General features: G+C 37.9%; 12 protein-coding genes and 1 other annotated feature. Of the genes, 10 read left to right on the forward strand and 2 right to left on the reverse strand.

Annotation, left to right across the window (positions count from 1 at the left end; all coding sequences use genetic code 11):
* Positions 1-10 precede the first annotated feature (10 nt).
* Positions 11-682, forward strand: coding sequence for a DUF421 domain-containing protein (locus tag G3O09_RS12450; RefSeq protein WP_240338421.1), 672 nt, complete (start codon positions 11-13; stop codon positions 680-682).
* On the opposite strand, the gene spoVB is transcribed toward G3O09_RS12450, so the two are convergent.
* A complete protein-coding gene (gene spoVB, locus G3O09_RS12455; protein ID WP_163101821.1) occupies positions 671-2,218 on the reverse strand; it encodes a stage V sporulation protein B in 1,548 nt (515 codons plus the stop codon). The two genes, G3O09_RS12450 and spoVB, sit on opposite strands and share 12 nt — an antisense overlap.
* 144 nt (positions 2,219-2,362) lie before the next feature.
* On the opposite strand from spoVB, the gene G3O09_RS12460 reads away from it, so the two are divergent.
* The 7 genes from G3O09_RS12460 (at position 2,363) to G3O09_RS12490 (ending at position 12,089) form a co-directional block, all read left to right on the forward strand.
* Positions 2,363-2,659, forward strand: coding sequence for a post-transcriptional regulator (locus tag G3O09_RS12460; RefSeq protein ID WP_163101822.1), 297 nt, complete (start codon positions 2,363-2,365; stop codon positions 2,657-2,659).
* 288 nt (positions 2,660-2,947) lie between these two features.
* Complete coding sequence (secDF, locus tag G3O09_RS12465) at positions 2,948-5,203, forward strand: protein translocase subunit SecDF (protein WP_163101823.1); 2,256 nt, start codon at positions 2,948-2,950, stop codon at positions 5,201-5,203.
* Between the two features lie 407 nt (positions 5,204-5,610).
* Positions 5,611-7,980, forward strand: a complete 2,370-nt coding sequence (recJ, locus tag G3O09_RS12470; protein WP_163101824.1) for a single-stranded-DNA-specific exonuclease RecJ — start codon at positions 5,611-5,613, stop codon at positions 7,978-7,980.
* Positions 7,971-8,483: an adenine phosphoribosyltransferase gene (locus G3O09_RS12475; RefSeq protein ID WP_163101825.1), complete on the forward strand. Its 513-nt coding sequence runs from the start codon at positions 7,971-7,973 to the stop codon at positions 8,481-8,483. Before recJ ends, G3O09_RS12475 begins: the two co-directional genes overlap by 10 nt.
* A 309-nt stretch (positions 8,484-8,792) precedes the next feature.
* Positions 8,793-10,988, forward strand: coding sequence for a RelA/SpoT family protein (locus tag G3O09_RS12480; RefSeq protein ID WP_163101826.1), 2,196 nt, complete (start codon positions 8,793-8,795; stop codon positions 10,986-10,988).
* A 12-nt stretch (positions 10,989-11,000) separates the two neighbouring features.
* Positions 11,001-11,441, forward strand: a complete 441-nt coding sequence (gene dtd, locus G3O09_RS12485) for a D-aminoacyl-tRNA deacylase (RefSeq protein WP_163101827.1) — start codon at positions 11,001-11,003, stop codon at positions 11,439-11,441.
* 174 nt (positions 11,442-11,615) lie between these two features.
* Entirely contained in the window at positions 11,616-12,089 is a 474-nt protein-coding gene (locus G3O09_RS12490; protein WP_240338422.1) for a GNAT family N-acetyltransferase, read from the forward strand.
* 54 nt (positions 12,090-12,143) lie between these two features.
* Here G3O09_RS12490 and G3O09_RS12495 read toward each other — a convergent pair whose 3' ends face one another.
* On the reverse strand, positions 12,144-13,934 hold the full coding sequence (locus G3O09_RS12495) for an N-acetylmuramoyl-L-alanine amidase family protein (protein ID WP_163101828.1): 1,791 nt from the start codon (positions 13,932-13,934) through the stop codon (positions 12,144-12,146).
* Between the two features lie 294 nt (positions 13,935-14,228).
* On the opposite strand from G3O09_RS12495, the gene G3O09_RS22190 reads away from it, so the two are divergent.
* Together G3O09_RS22190 and hisS are read left to right on the forward strand one after the other, a co-directional pair.
* Entirely contained in the window at positions 14,229-14,405 is a 177-nt protein-coding gene (locus G3O09_RS22190) for a hypothetical protein (protein ID WP_205439651.1), read from the forward strand.
* 77 nt (positions 14,406-14,482) lie between these two features.
* Positions 14,483-14,724 (forward strand) — a binding site (T-box leader).
* 75 nt (positions 14,725-14,799) lie between these two features.
* Complete coding sequence (hisS, locus tag G3O09_RS12500) at positions 14,800-16,071, forward strand: histidine--tRNA ligase (protein ID WP_163101829.1); 1,272 nt, start codon at positions 14,800-14,802, stop codon at positions 16,069-16,071.
* Positions 16,072-16,085: the final 14 nt, after the last annotated feature.

The following is a 16,085-nucleotide window of genomic DNA, read 5'->3' on the forward strand; positions in this document are numbered from 1 at the left end:
GGAAGAAACGTTGGAAGCCTTCGTTTATATTGGATTACGTACTCTATTCATGTACATATTAATCATTGTCATATTTAGATTAATGGGTAAGAGGGAAATTGGAGAATTAAACATCCTTGATCTTGTAGTATTTATCATGATTGCAGAATTGGCTGTCATATCAATAGAACAGCCTAAATCCCAAATCATTCATTCTATTTTTCCGATGATTCTACTAATGCTTATACAAATTTCTTCAGCCCTATTGTCGCTAAAGAGCCAACGTTTTAGGGAATTTGTGGATGGCCGGCCTACCTTGATTATTAGCGATGGCAAAATTGATGAAAAAGCGATGAAGAAGCAACGGTACAATTTTGAAGATCTGTTAGTTCAGCTAAGGGAAAAGGACGTTCAGGATGTAAAAGAAGTAGAATACGCTATTCTTGAAACCTCTGGAAAATTGTCGGTATTTAAAAAAGAAGAGCAGAACCAAGAGCAAACGAAGGAAACTTACTTGGCACTGCCCCTGATCTTGGATGGAGTCATCCAACACCGAAATTTAATTGAATTTGATAAAACACAGGAATGGCTCCTTGAACAAATGTCAAAAAAGGGTTACCCCGATATTAGAAAGATTTCTTACTGTAGTTATGACAATGAATCCTTTTTTATCGATGAGAATAACATTTCATCAACGGATTAAAAAACTGATATAGGGAATTTTTTGCAGCTCACTTTTCTTTATGACTTTCATCCCAATCAGCAGGATAATAAAAACAATGGTCAAAATTGTGATGGATACTAATAAATTGGTGATTGGCCCCATTGCGGTAAATATTTTATTGTAGCAAAGGAAGCCTATAAAACCTGACAGGAAAGTTACCCCTAACGTAACTAAATATTGACGAACTTCAATGGTGAAAGATACTTTCTTTACGATTGTGAAAAAATGTAGAAAAGTGACTAATACAATTCCAACGGCCATGCCAAGCGCTGCCCCCATAATCCCAAATTCTTCTCTAGAAGCCAGTAGGAAAATGATGGCAGTTTTTGCTACGGCGCCAATCAAACTGTTAATCATAGCGGCCTTTGCTAAATTCAGTGCTTGTAAAACTGATTGAAGCGGCATTTGATAATAATAAAAAATGAAAAATGGAGCCATGAATTTAATAAATACAGCAGACCCGGAAGTACCATACATGGCTTCCATTAACGGGACTGCAAATACATAAAGTGCAATGACGGATAAGCAACCGGTTATAAACGTAATCCTCAGGGCTTGCTGCAGCCTATATTGAATGGCTTTGTAATTCCCAGATGCATGGGCTTCGCTTACAGCTGGTACAAGTGAAGTGGAAAGCGCCATCGTCACGAAAGATGGGAGCATTAATAATGGCAAGGCATAGCCTGTTAGTTCTCCGTATTGCTTGGTAGCGACACCAGCTGAGATCCCTGCTATTGCCAAACTTTGGGCGACTACAATGGGTTCTAAAAACCAGGCAATCGATCCAATCATTCGGCTACCCATGCTAGGTAAGGCAATGCTCATTAATTCGTTGAAGGTATCTCTACCTTTTCGAACTGATTTAAAAAAATTGCTTCTAACTTTAAAGTGTTTCTTGACCTTAAAAGTAGTCATAAGGTAAGCAAGTGAAACGAGCTCTCCAATGACCGAAGAAAGCATTGCCCCCGCAGCCGCATATTCAATACCATAGGGTAGGAAGGATTTTGTCATGACAGCTATAAGAGTGATGCGCACTACTTGCTCCAGCACTTGGGAATAAGCAGCAGGTTTCATATTCTGTTTCCCTTGGAAATAACCCCTTAAAACGGATGAAACGGCTATGATAGGTACAATTGGCGCAATCGCCATTAATGGCCAGTAAGTCCGTTCATCCGTGAACAATGTCTCAGATAGGATAGGAGCCAATAGGAAAAGAGCAGGAGTAAAAATTAAAGACAATCCAACTGTAATACTTAATGAAACTACTAAAATTTTCTTAATCCTCTTTTGGTCTCCCACTGCATTCGCTTCTGCTACGAATTTTGAAATGGCGACTGGTAGGCCAAATTGAGTGATTGTAATCACTAGGAATAATGTCGGGAGAGCCATCATGTACAGGCCAACCCCTTCTTCGCCTATAAATCTAGCGACCACTATCCGATTGACAAACCCAAGTACCCTGGTAATCAGACCAGCAACCAGTAAGATCATTGCCCCTTTAAAAAACTTCGACATCCCGATTACCTGCCTTCTCAAAATGGATCAATTCATATACAATAATTTATATGCTTGTAGTTGGACAAAACATGACAAGCGTTTCTCTCATCCTAGAATCCAGTCCTAAAAATAGAATATAGGTCACAGAGAGAGGTAGAATTTATGGGAAATGGTCATCAGTTTGACGAGTTTAGGCAAAATGTCATACCTGCTTTACAAAGCAAGAGGGAAGAATTTGTTCTTTTCGGATACGGTGAAGTGAAGGAGCAGGACATTTGGCACTATCTTCAAAAGAAGAAATGGAAAAAGCCTCAAAATTCCCCTTCGTTACACACTGTCGTAAACGACATCTTGAGATTGAATGTTAGTGAATATATGCATTTCGCTACGATTGAGGCATTCAAAGCGTCTTCAAATGGTTTAGATGGCCCAGATGCGTTTAAAGACTTATTAGGATGAGGTTTTAGGAGTTTCATTTTTTTCCAGACTTGCAAGTGGAAAATCCTATTTTAACCGGATTGACAGTGTTTTTAAATTGACTCATAATATGATGGGAGCTTAGATTTTCCCAGTGGAATTGTAATATCATAGCTTAGTCAGTTTTATAATAAAGCCATTAACAATTTTATTGTGCCGACATTTTCCCTTAAAAGTAAGAAAATTCAGCTTTTTGCTGAATAAGAACTTTTGTCCCGCATCAAATGTTTAGTTAAGGCTTGAAACGTACCTGAGGAGGATCAATACATAATGGTCAAAAGATCTAGAATTGTCGCCTTTTTAATCTTGGTCGTTGCGATTTTTGCAATGATGGGGACGACTACAACAAAAATTTTGGATAATATTAAACTCGGTTTGGATCTACAAGGTGGATTTGAAGTCTTGTATGAGGTTAAATCCGAAAACGGTAAGAAAGTGGATGAAAAAATTCTAGCTAGTACTGCAAGTGCCCTAGATCGTCGTGTTAACGTACTAGGTGTGAGTGAACCGAGTATTCAAATTGAAGGAAAAAATCGTATTCGTGTTCAACTTGCTGGAGTAGATGATCAAAATAAGGCACGTGAAATCTTATCCACTCAAGCAAAGCTTTCATTCCGTGATTATAATGACCAAGAAATGTTAAAAGGGTCTGATTTAAAGGAAGGTGGAGCAAAACAAACCTTCATGGAAAATCAACCTGTTGTTGAAGTAACATTAAAAGATGCAAATAAATTCAAAGAAGTTACAGAAAAAATTTCAGCAATGCCTGCACCAACAAACGTATTAGCAATCTGGTTGGATTTTGAAGAAGGTAAAGATTCTATTCAAAAACCTGATACACAAGATAATATGATTTCTGCACCTTCTGTAAGAGAAGTGTTTAACCAAAATACAGTTCTAATAACTGGTTCTTTTACAATTGAAGAAGCGAAAGATTTAGCGGATTTGTTAAATGCAGGAGCACTCCCTGTAGAGCTTAAAGAAGTATATTCTACTTCAGTAGGAGCGAAGTTTGGAGAAAAGGCTTTAGAAAGTACAATCCTAGCAGGAATTATCGGTGTTGCAGCTATTTACCTATTCATGCTTGTTTACTATCGTTTCCCAGGTTTTGTTGCAATTATTACTCTATCCATCTATATTTACCTAATTTTATTGGTATTTGATTGGATGAATGGTGTTCTGACACTTCCTGGTATAGCTGCACTAATCCTAGGGGTTGGTATGGCAGTCGATGCAAATATCATTACCTATGAGCGAATTAGGGATGAACTAAAACTGGGTCGTTCAGTTAAAGCAGCCTATGAAGCAGGAAATAAAAATTCACTGTCTACCATATTAGATGCTAATTTAACAACCATCCTTGCAGCGGCTGTATTATTCTATATTGGGACAAGCTCAGTAAAAGGGTTTGCTACAATGTTAATCATCAGTATATTAATGACTTTTATTACTGCTGTATTTGGAACTCGTATTTTCCTAGGGCTTTGGGTAAATAGTGGATTATTCAATAAAAAACCAGGCTGGTTTGGTGTTAAGCAAAAAGATATCCGTAATTTATCGGAATCAGAATCAACTCTTGATATTCCTACCCGCTTTGATCGTTTAGATTTTGTCAACAAACGAAAAATTTATTATGGATTTTCGATTGCTCTTACGGTAATTGGAATTGTCTTCCTATTAATATTCAAATTAAACCTTGGAATCGATTACAGCAGCGGAACAAGGGTTGATGTACCTTCAAAAGAATCACTAACAACTTCACAGGTTGAAGATGAATTCAAAAAAATTGGCCTTGAAATTGATGATATTGTCCTTTCAGGTAAAAATAACGATACGGCTAGTGTTCGTTTAATAGGGGTATTAGATAAAAATGAAATTTCTAAATTAAAAACTCATATGAAGAGTGAGTTTGGATTAGAACCAAACGTAAGCACTGTTTCACCTACAATTGGAAAAGAATTGGCGAGAAATGCGTTGATTTCGGTCCTGATTGCATCAGTAGGAATCATTCTTTATGTCACATTACGTTTTGAATGGAGAATGGCCCTTCCTGCTGTTATTGCATTGCTACATGATGCATTCTTTATCATTACAATATTTAGTTTATTCCGTATTGAAGTTGATTTAACTTTTATCGCAGCAGTGTTAACCATTGTCGGTTATTCAATTAACGATACAATTGTTACATTTGACCGTATTCGTGAGAATTTACGTGCGAAGAAAAAAATCAAAGATGCTTCAGAATTAAAACAAATTGTAAACGTGAGTATTCGTCAGACACTTACTCGTTCCATTAACACGGTTTTGACGGTAATCATTACAGTAATTGCGATGATTTTGTTTGGAAGCGAATCTATCTTAAACTTCTCAATTGCGTTATTAATTGGATTGACAGTAGGAGTTTATTCATCCATCTTCATTGCTTCCCAACTTTGGCTTGATTTTAAAATTAAGGAGCTAAAGAAAAAGGGTACATTGATTACCTACGTAGAAAAGAAAAAGAATACGGATGAGGCGCAAGTCTAAACATCCATTTACTGAACCGTAGGAGCAATCCTACGGTTTTGTAATTTGTAAATAAGCAGTGAGCGATTCCACAGGATGTGGTGATGTCAGCGTTCGCCACAGGACGTGACGGATTTTAGCTGACGTTCCTTACTAACGGGACGCTTCCGCTTTTCTATTTGTCATAAAGGTTTATCGTTTGTAGTTAGAGCAGTGTCTAGCTTCAGCGTCCAGCGACTAGTGTGCTTCGGCCTCCTCCTTACGATAAGTCAACATCGAATCACTATCGTTCTTCGTGTTTCCTTTATCTCATGCGGATTCCTCCAGCCCATACGTCGCTTAACGGGACGCTTCCGCTTTTCTTGAATAAAACAAATTGAAACGCTTTAGTTGGTCTTGTATAATTAGGAAGGTTAAGGGGTGAATGTATGTTACGATCAAAAACCCGTTGGAAGGTTGAATTATCTAATGAAGAAAGAGCTAGTTTGCTCTCCACTCAACTAAACATTGCACCTTTAGTGGCTAAATTACTGGTGAACCGTGGAATGGATACCTTGGAAACAGCACAGTCTTTTTTATTTCCTGAGGAAACTCCTTTTCACGATCCTTACTTGTTAAAAGGGATGGATATTGCCGTAAATAGGATACATCGGGCAATTGAACGAAAAGAGCTTATTCGCATTTTTGGTGATTATGATGCAGATGGAGTCAGTAGTACAACGGTTCTAATGGAGACATTAAAAAAGCTGAATGCGAATGTTGATTTTTATATACCAAACCGATTTTCAGAAGGTTATGGACCCAATGAAACAGCTTTTAGACTTGCGAAGGAAGAGGGCGTTTCATTATTAATTACGGTTGATACTGGCATTTCGGCTATTCACGAAGCTGAAGTGGCCAAAAATCTTGACATGGATTACATTATTACAGATCATCATGAGCCTGGACCAATACTACCGGAAGCCCTGGCTATTATCCATCCTAAGCTAGAGGATAGTACTTATCCATTCAAGGAATTAGCTGGTGTAGGGGTTGCATTGAAGCTTGCACACGCATTATTAGGTGAAGTACCTTATGATTTACTTGAAATAGCGGCAATAGGGACAATTTCTGATCTCGTTCCCTTATTTGGTGAGAACAGGTTAATTGCCTCAAAAGGAATTCAGAACATGAAATCAACCACAAGACCAGGATTGCGTGCTTTATTCAAAGTCGCAGGTATTGAGCCCTCTTCACTGAATGAGGAATCCATTGGTTTTGGGATAGGTCCGCGTATAAACGCTGCAGGCAGACTAGGAGATGCAGATCCTGCTGTTGAATTGCTATTAACAGAAGATTTTGAGACGGCATATTTCATAGCAAGTGAAATTGATGGCTTGAATAAAGAAAGACAAGCATTAGTCCAACAAATCGCTGCAGATGCTATAAAAGAAGTGGAAGAAAATTGGCCTATTGATGAAAACTCTGTCATTGTCGTCGGTAAGGAAGGATGGAATTCTGGAATAATTGGAATTGTTGCCTCTAAACTGGTTGATAGATTTTATAGACCAGCAATTGTTTTAAGCTTTGATCCAGAAAAAGGATTGGCTAAAGGCTCTGCTAGAAGCATTGAAGGTTTTGATCTCTATCAAAATTTATCTCAATGTCGCGATATATTGCCTCATTTTGGTGGGCATCCTATGGCAGCTGGAATGACCCTGAAAATAGAAGACGTTGCAGATTTAAGAGAAAGATTAAATCAATTGGCTAAACAGAAGATGACTGCAGAAGACTTTGTGCCCGTCACTAAGCTTGATACAGTCACTTCAATAGGAGAAATCACACTTGAAAGCATCTCGCAAATGGAACGGCTCGCCCCCTTTGGAATGGGAAATCCAAAACCAAAAGTTATGATTAATGAAGTAAAAATCAGCACCATCCGTAAAATTGGAGCAGAATCTAATCATATGAAGGTAATGCTGGAACATGATGGTTTTACGTTGGATGGAATTGGTTTTGGTTTAGGAGAATTGGTAGATCATATCTCTCCTATTACTTCTATATCTGTTGTGGGGGATGTTTCAATCAATGAGTGGAACAACATGCGTAAACCTCAAATATTTTTGCATGATATTTCAGTGAATAATTGGCAGCTATTTGATTTTAGAGGTTCTAAAAAGATTTCCACTACGTTAGAGAAAATACCTAAAGATAACCGTATATTAATCGTTTTCAATGAATCAACAATGGAAAAACTACAGTTGAACTCATATCAAGCGGAAACGGTAGTATTCTTGGATAAAATAAGCCAAAAGAATTTTACTCTTAGTGGAAAAAATATTGTTTTGATTGATCTACCGACAAATTTAAATCAATTGAATACACTATTTAAATGTGGGACACCAGAAAGGGTATATGCTCACTTTCATCAGGACCAACAACATTTCTTCAGTACAATGCCGACAAGGGATCACTTTAAGTGGATGTATGCTCTTGTCAAGAAAAAAGGCACCTTTGAGGTCAATAGATACAGTGATGACATAGCTAGACATAAAGGCTGGTCAAGGGATACTGTCGATTTTATAGTTAAAGTGTTTTTTGAACTGGATTTTGTTACAATAGAGAATGGATTTATTTCAATAAAAGAACAAGCAGCAAAAAGAGACTTTCACGAATCAGCGTCCTTTAAGGATAAGAAGGAACAATTCCAATTGGAAAATGATCTTTTATATTCCTCTTATGGACAGCTATACAATTTTATAGAGTCGTTATTGTCAGAAAGCGTGCAGCTTGAGGAGGAAATGGAACAATGGATTTAAAGCAATTTGTTACTATCGTGCCTGATTGGCCAAAGCCTGGAATAAAGTTTAAAGATATCACAACATTAATGGATAATGGGGAAGCATATCGTTATGCTACTGACCAGATCGTAGAATATGCTAAAAAAAGACAAATCGATTTAGTTGTTGGACCTGAAGCTCGTGGATTCATCATTGGATGTCCTGTTGCTTATTCGTTAGGAGTAGGTTTTGCTCCTGTAAGAAAAGAAGGAAAATTGCCACGTGAAACTATTAAAGTTCAATATGGTCTTGAATATGGGAAAGACGTATTAACAATCCATAAGGATGCCATCAAACCAGGTCAAAGAGTATTAATCACTGATGACTTACTAGCAACTGGTGGAACGATTGAAGCGACTATCAAGCTTGTGGAAGATCTTGGTGGTATTGTCGCAGGTATAGCATTCTTAATTGAATTGTCATACCTTGATGGAAAAGATAAATTAAACGGTTATGATATTCTTACTCTCATGACATACTAAATAGATACGAATCCTATTGTTGACAATTTATTTGTTGATAATAGGATTCTTCTTTTTTTTATGTAAATTCGGCGAACAGTGTCTGCATTTCTTTCCAAAATGGAATTATATTCACCTTTACTTCTAGAAAAATGTCGAAATAGGAAGAAAAGAGGGGGAAACTCTTTACATTCTCCTTCTTTTTTTTGATAATAGATACAATATGAATTTTTACAGAAACACAATAGTTTAACTTTAGCCTGTGTGAGTGGCTGAAGGTTTTTATAATATATTCAAAAAATCCCGTTATTTAAATAAAAAGGTGGTTTCATGGCGAACGAACAAGTAATTAGTGCTGAACAGGTAATTGAAAGAGTTGGAAAGTATTTACAACCTTCGGATGTGAGTATGGTAAAAAAAGCTTATGAATTTGCTGAGAACGCACATAAAGAGCAATTTCGTAAATCGGGTGAACCTTATATCATCCATCCAATTCAAGTAGCTGGGATTCTTGCTGACCTCGAATTGGACGCTGCAACTGTTTCCTCTGGATTCCTGCATGATGTAGTTGAAGATACTGGGGTAACCCTAAAAGAGTTGGAAGAAGCCTTCAATCAAGAAGTAGCCATGTTAGTAGATGGCGTCACTAAGTTAGGGAAAATTAAATATAAAAGCCAGGAAGAACAGCAGGCCGAAAACCACCGAAAAATGTTTGTCGCAATGGCCCAGGATATTCGGGTCATTCTTATCAAACTAGCAGATCGTCTTCATAATATGAGGACTTTAAAACATCTTCCTCTTGAAAAACAACGCAGAATTTCTAATGAGACTTTAGAGATTTTCGCTCCGCTTGCGCACCGACTGGGTATTTCGACTATTAAATGGGAACTCGAGGATACTGCTCTGCGATATTTAAATCCACAACAGTATTATCGAATTGTCAATTTAATGAAGAAAAAGCGTGCAGAACGTGAAGATTATTTAGATGGTGTAATTCAAGAAGTTCGCGAAGGCCTTGGCGAGGTGCATATTAAAGCAGAGATTTCTGGAAGACCGAAGCATATATATAGCATTTACCGTAAGATGGCATTACAAAATAAGCAGTTCAGCGAAATCTATGATTTACTTGCTGTTCGAATTCAAGTGAATAACATCAAAGATTGCTACGCTGTCTTAGGAATCATTCACACTGCCTGGAAGCCAATGCCTGGACGTTTTAAAGATTATATCGCTATGCCTAAGCCAAATATGTATCAATCCCTTCATACGACCGTTATTGGGCCTAAAGGAGATCCTTTAGAAGTGCAAATCAGAACATTTGAAATGCACCGTATTGCAGAATATGGGATTGCTGCCCACTGGGCTTATAAAGAAGGTAAAGAAGTCTCTGAAAATCAGTCTCTTGAAGAGAAGCTGACATGGTTCAGAGAAATCTTAGAATTCCAGGATGATGCGACTAATGCAGAAGAATTCATGGAATCCTTAAAAATTGACTTATTCTCGGACATGGTATTCATTTTTACTCCAAAAGGAGATGTATTTGAGCTACCTGCTGGATCCGTACCTATCGATTTCGCCTATCGAATCCATTCAGAGATAGGAAATAAGACGATTGGGGCTAAAGTGAATGGGAAGATGGTCACTCTCGATTATAAGCTTAAAACGGGTGACATCATTGAAATTCTCACATCCAAGCATTCATATGGGCCTAGCAAAGATTGGTTAAAGCTTGCTCAAACTTCACAAGCCAAGAACAAGATTCGAACTTTTTTCAAAAAGCAAATGCGTGATGAGAATGTCGAAAAGGGAAGAGAGCTTGTTGAAAAAGAAATCAAGTTAATGGAGTTTGACTTAAAAGAGATTTTAACAACTGAAAATATTAAAAGGGTGTCAGAGAAATTTAATTTCGCCAATGATGAGGATATGTTTGCGGCTGTTGGATACAACGGAATCACTGCACTTCAAGTGGCTAATAGATTAACGGAAAAGTGGCGTAAAAAGAAAGAATTAGAACAAAAAGCTAGTATCACAGACGCTGTTTCTGAATTGAAATCTCTTCATTCTGTTAAAAAACGTGAATCTGGAGTAAGAGTCCAAGGAATCGAAAATCTCTTAATCCGTCTTTCTCGCTGTTGCAACCCGGTACCTGGAGATGAAATAGTAGGCTTTATCACCAAGGGCCGTGGTGTGAGTGTCCACCGTAACGATTGCACAAATATTGTCGGTGATGATGCTGAAGCAAGGCTCATACCTGTTGAGTGGGAAAGCAGCCTGAATGATAGAAAAGAATATAACGTGGATATTGAAATTAGTGGTTACGATAGACGTGGTCTATTAAATGAAGTATTACAGGCCGTAAATGAAACGAAAACGAATATTACCGCCGTTTCTGGAAGGTCAGATCGTAATAAGGTTGCTACCATTAACATGTCTATTGCCATTCATAATGTGAACCATTTACAGAAAGTCGTCGAGAGAATCAAACAAATCTCCGAAATATACTCTGTACGTAGGATCATGAACTAAGGGGTTTTTTCCATGAGAGTAGTATTACAGAGATCAAAAGAAGCTAGTGTGACTGTCACTGGCGAGGTCATTGGAAAAATTGAAAGTGGGCTTGTCCTTCTAGTGGGAGTTACCCATAACGACACTGAAGATGATGCCATCTATCTAGCGGATAAAATTGTGAATCTCCGGATTTTCGAAGATGAACAAGGGAAGATGAATCATTCACTATTAGATGCTGGTGGACAAATTCTTTCCGTTTCTCAATTTACTTTATATGGGGATTGTAGGAAAGGGCGTCGCCCGAACTTCATGGAAGCGGCTAAACCTGACCAAGCAATAGATCTCTATAACTTTTTTAATGAACAACTCCGTCAAAAAGGAGTCGAAGTGCAAACAGGTGAGTTTGGTGCCATGATGGATGTTCAATTGGTCAATGATGGACCAGTAACATTAATTTTGGACAGCATTTGAATAGAATCGATTAAAAGCAGTGGTGTAAGCCATTGCTTTTTGTTTACACTTTAATTAACCATAATTTAGAAATGGGAAAGTAAGTTACTTTAAAGGCAATATAGGGAATTAATCCTTTTTTTCGCCTTAGGGTCGCCGATTTGATGATTGATCAATTCAGGGGGAACTAGTAAAATGAGAATTCAAAAAATGAATGAAAAAATGGCACTTGATATTCTAGGATGGAAATATGAATCTCCTTATGATTTCTATAACAACAAAATTTCTACAGATGCGATCAAAGAACTTCTAGAAAATAACTATTCAGGAGTATTTATTGATGATGAATTAATTGGTTTTTTCTGTACGGGTACTGCGGCTCAAGTACCGAGTGGTTCTACAGTTGGTGCTTATGAAGAGAGAATGGTGGATATTGGGTTAGGGATGAAACCAGAAATGACGGGAAAAGGAAGAGGAATGGATTTTTTTTATTTTGTCATGAGTACCATTCGAGGATTGAATGGAAATGGACCTTTAAGATTAACAGTTGCTAGATTCAATCAAAGAGCCATACATTTATATGAAAAATTTGGATTTGTCCAAAAGGATCAATTTGCAAGTGCATCTTCAGATTTCATTACGATGGTAAAGGCTAAAACTACAGAATAATATAATGGGTGCTAGAAAGGTCGTCCAATGCATGGACTCTTCTAGCACCCTGATTCACTTAATAAAATATTCCGCAAGTCCATTAAAGATAGCCTCTGATACAGCCTCTTGATAAGCACTTGATAATACGGTCATTTCCTCTGCGGGGTTTGATAGATAACCAAGTTCCAATAAAATTCCCGATGCTCCATTTTCCCTAATGACGTGATAATCACCTTTACGAACATTCCTGTCCTTCATTGAAGTTCCAGAGATTAATTTTGAATGTATTTCATCAGCTAAGTCTTTCTGATAAGGATGGTAATAATAGGTTGTAATTCCGTTTACACTGCTATCATTACTACTATCATAATGGATACTAATAAAAGCATCAGCATTATGATAATTTGCAGAGCTAGCTCTCGATCTAAGTGTCACGTATGTATCACCGATTCTTGTCAGCACGGTTCTTCCACCAGCAGCTCTTATTTTATCACTTAACAATTGAGCTGTTCGCAGGGTTAATGCTTTTTCAAGAGTTCCTCGGGAGCCGGTTGTACCATTATCGCGCCCCCCATGGCCAGGATCAAGCACGATTGTCCTGTTTGTAAAATACTTTTCCATGCGTGACTTTGTTATTTGCGGGGCATCACCTTTGGAGGAAACAATCCATCCTGCTACATATGCGAATTGGTCATTTTCTAGTGCAATCTTATACCAATCTCCTTCGACGGCAATCAAAGGGAAGGTATCACCTTCATTAGTGGATAACAGGGCTTCAGAATGTGCACTTGGTTCTTTTCTTAGTAAAGTACCATCATGAATAATCACGATTTTTCCATTCTTAAAATCTTTTTTCTTAATAGGCTGTGCATCCAATGATTGTCTTACGTACCAAATGGGAATCCATCCAGTTTCTTTATTAGGAAGAGATAAGGCAATCCAATTATTCTCTTCATCCAATACTTTAAACTCGTGTCCCTTTTTTAATGTAGATATAACCTTCCCTGCAAAAGATGGTGTTGCGCGGACTTTAATGTTCTGTGCAGTCACGATGGCTTTGCCACCTTTTAAAGTTTCTTTCTTTTGCGCATCTTCAGGGTTTGATAAATCTTCCTTTTCCTTTGAGGTGGTAACTTCTATATAATCTTCGTGGACCCAGCCTGTTTTCCCCTCATGTTGTACCTGAAGCCATTCATCAGCAATTTTTATTACTTCAACTTTTGTATCTAAAGTAAGTTTGCCAATAATATCAGATTCTAACGAAGGCTTAGCTCTAAAATTTAATGATTTCACTTTGATGATTCCAACAGATTTTCCAGACTGGGAATCGGATTCTTTTTCTTTTTCTTTTTCTTTTATTGGTTCTGGTTGATTGATCTCTATAAATTCGGCTGATGCCCAACCTTCCATTTCTACCGACTTCACTTTCAGCCAATTTTCATTCCTTGAAACGATTTGAACCTGTTGATTTTGTTTAAGGCTCCCTACTATTTGAAAGGTTGTTCCTGGACCAGTCCGCACTCGAAGACTTTCTACAAGTACAACACCTGTTTCAACTCCCGTTTCACTTTCCTCTTTATTGGGGGAGGAAACTTTTTTTACAAGCCAGTGAGCGATCCAACCAGTTCTATTTTTCAATTTTACTTCGTACCATTCACCTTTTTCTCCGATAACTGTAAACACTTCGCCAGCGGAAGCCTTTTGAGCGATCGGATAACTTAATCCCGGACCCTCGCGGATATTGATTATTTTCTTATTGATCGTAACCTCATACCCTTCTGCTTTCTTCTGGTCATCCATGGTGGTGCCAGTAGGGAAAATCAGGAGTAAAACGATCAGGGTCTTGATCCATATCTTCAACATCCGTTCCACCTTTCTAATTAATCTGTTTCAGTGCTTTAATAAAATTCTCGATTTAAAAAAAATTCCCTTTTAAAAACGTAAAAAAAATGAAAAATAGGGAAATCCTAATAGGGTAATGTTTATTTCTTGAGTAGATAATCACTCGTCTTTTGAAGGTGCTATTTCGTACTACCAATCTTTATATTTTTCAACTGTTGTAAAGAAGTGGACAGATAGTATTGCACTAGATCAGTTTTCTATATGGATTTTGACATCCAAAGAAACCATTTTAACATATCTAAGGGAGGCACAAGCATGAGATTCAGTGATAAGGGAAATATGAGCCATTCAGGAGAGAATCAGATATTTGGTGTAGATTTACATGATTTTATCCAAAAAGAACAAAGCTCCAATATGTTTGAACTGGCTACGGAATTTGGATTGAATATGAGGGAAGTACGAAAGTTAAAGAAGAAACTAGAACGGTCATGAAATATAATTTTTCCTGCTTATCTTGACATTCAATCCATCGAACATTATTATTAAAAAAATAATAATACATATAATGATGGAAACCGATGAGGGAGAAAAGTAGTTGAGATACACAAGACAAGAGAGGGACGGTCACAGGCTGAAAGCGGTCCTACTTGATGACTTAATGAACGAACACTCCTTAGGCTTCGCTCTGAAAAGGTCTTTGCACCTTAGTAGGAGATGGACGTAAACAGGCGTTAACTGTTTAAAGTGGAAGTGCCTTTATAAGGCATTTCAATTAGGGTGGCACCACGGGAATCAAACTCTCGTCCCTTGTAATTTTGTATTACAAGGGACGGGAGTTTTTTTATTTCTCTTGCCCACTAAAATTTCAATAAGGGAGAGATGATCCATGTCCATTCAAATTCCAAGAGGTACACAAGATATATTACCTGGACAATCTGAACTATGGCAATTCATCGAGGCGCAAGCAAGAGACTTGTGCAGAAGATATCAATATAAAGAAATTCGTACTCCTATATTCGAACATACAGAGGTGTTTCTTCGAGGTGTGGGTGATACAACTGATATTGTCCAAAAGGAAATGTATTCTTTCTTAGATCGTGGTGGTAGGGAAATCACGCTTCGTCCTGAGGGTACAGCACCAGTGGTCCGCTCTTACATAGAGAATAAAATGTTCGGCTGGGCCACTCAACCTGTAAAACTTTTCTATTTCGGACCAATGTTCCGTTATGAACGACCTCAAGCTGGTCGATTCAGACAATTTGTTCAATTTGGGGTTGAGGCATTGGGAAGTGCGGACCCGGCCATTGATGCAGAAGTATTGGCATTGGCAATGGGAATGTATAAAGGAATGGGATTGAAAAGTTTAAAGCTTGTGATTAATAGCCTTGGAGACCGAGAAAGCAGAACAATGCACCGAGAGGCTCTTTTCAATCACTTCCAACCTAGGATTGGGGAATTCTGTAGTGATTGTCAGAATCGTCTAGAAAAGAATCCTTTAAGGATCCTGGATTGTAAAAAGGATCGTGACCATGAATTAATGGCATCTGCACCTTCAATTCTTGAGTATTTGAATGAAGATTCCAAAGCATATTTTACTAAAGTACAAGAGCATTTAAATTCACTTGAAATTGAATTTGAAGTCGATCCTACACTAGTACGTGGTTTGGATTATTACAACCACACTGCTTTTGAAATCATGAGCACTTCAGAAGGATTTGGAGCCATTACGACTCTTTGTGGAGGCGGAAGGTACAATGGTTTGATGGAAGAGCTCGGAGGTCCTGAGACTCCGGGGATCGGATTTGCCATGAGTATTGAAAGATTGATTGCAGCATTGGATGCAGAACAGGTTAGACCTGTTTGGGATGATAGCATTGATTGTTACGTGGTTAGTTTAGGGGAAGCCGCAAAAGATTTCTCAGTTAAACTCGTATATGAATTAAGAAGAAAAGGTTTTTCAGCCGAGAAGGATTACAGTGATCGTAAGACTAAGGCACAATTTAAAGCGGCCGATCGTTTAAATGCAAAATATGTTGCCGTGTTGGGAGATGATGAACTTGCCAAGCAAGTCATCAATGTGAAAAACATGGAGACAGGCGAACAAAGAGAAGTGGAACTTGATCAGTTTATAGAAAAATTCATGGAAATGCAGCGCTAATAGAGGAGGAACAG

The sequence above is a fragment of the Peribacillus alkalitolerans genome, assembly GCF_010882125.1.
Classification (GTDB): Bacteria; Bacillota; Bacilli; order Bacillales; family DSM-1321; genus Bacillus_BN; species Bacillus_BN alkalitolerans.

What these genes read in the sequence shown, in the direction of transcription:
- hisS (WP_163101829.1), top strand. Translation starts at nt 14,800, where the DNA reads ATGTCCATTCAAATTCCAAGAGGTACACAAGATATATTACCTGGACAA.
- recJ (WP_163101824.1), top strand. Translation starts at nt 5,611, where the DNA reads ATGTTACGATCAAAAACCCGTTGGAAGGTTGAATTATCTAATGAAGAA.
- G3O09_RS12490 (WP_240338422.1), top strand. Translation starts at nt 11,616, where the DNA reads ATGAGAATTCAAAAAATGAATGAAAAAATGGCACTTGATATTCTAGGA.
- spoVB (WP_163101821.1), bottom strand. Translation starts at nt 2,218, where the DNA reads ATGTCGAAGTTTTTTAAAGGGGCAATGATCTTACTGGTTGCTGGTCTG.
- G3O09_RS12480 (WP_163101826.1), top strand. Translation starts at nt 8,793, where the DNA reads ATGGCGAACGAACAAGTAATTAGTGCTGAACAGGTAATTGAAAGAGTT.
- G3O09_RS12460 (WP_163101822.1), top strand. Translation starts at nt 2,363, where the DNA reads ATGGGAAATGGTCATCAGTTTGACGAGTTTAGGCAAAATGTCATACCT.
- G3O09_RS12475 (WP_163101825.1), top strand. Translation starts at nt 7,971, where the DNA reads ATGGATTTAAAGCAATTTGTTACTATCGTGCCTGATTGGCCAAAGCCT.
- dtd (WP_163101827.1), top strand. Translation starts at nt 11,001, where the DNA reads ATGAGAGTAGTATTACAGAGATCAAAAGAAGCTAGTGTGACTGTCACT.
- G3O09_RS12495 (WP_163101828.1), bottom strand. Translation starts at nt 13,934, where the DNA reads ATGTTGAAGATATGGATCAAGACCCTGATCGTTTTACTCCTGATTTTC.
- secDF (WP_163101823.1), top strand. Translation starts at nt 2,948, where the DNA reads ATGGTCAAAAGATCTAGAATTGTCGCCTTTTTAATCTTGGTCGTTGCG.
- G3O09_RS22190 (WP_205439651.1), top strand. Translation starts at nt 14,229, where the DNA reads ATGAGATTCAGTGATAAGGGAAATATGAGCCATTCAGGAGAGAATCAG.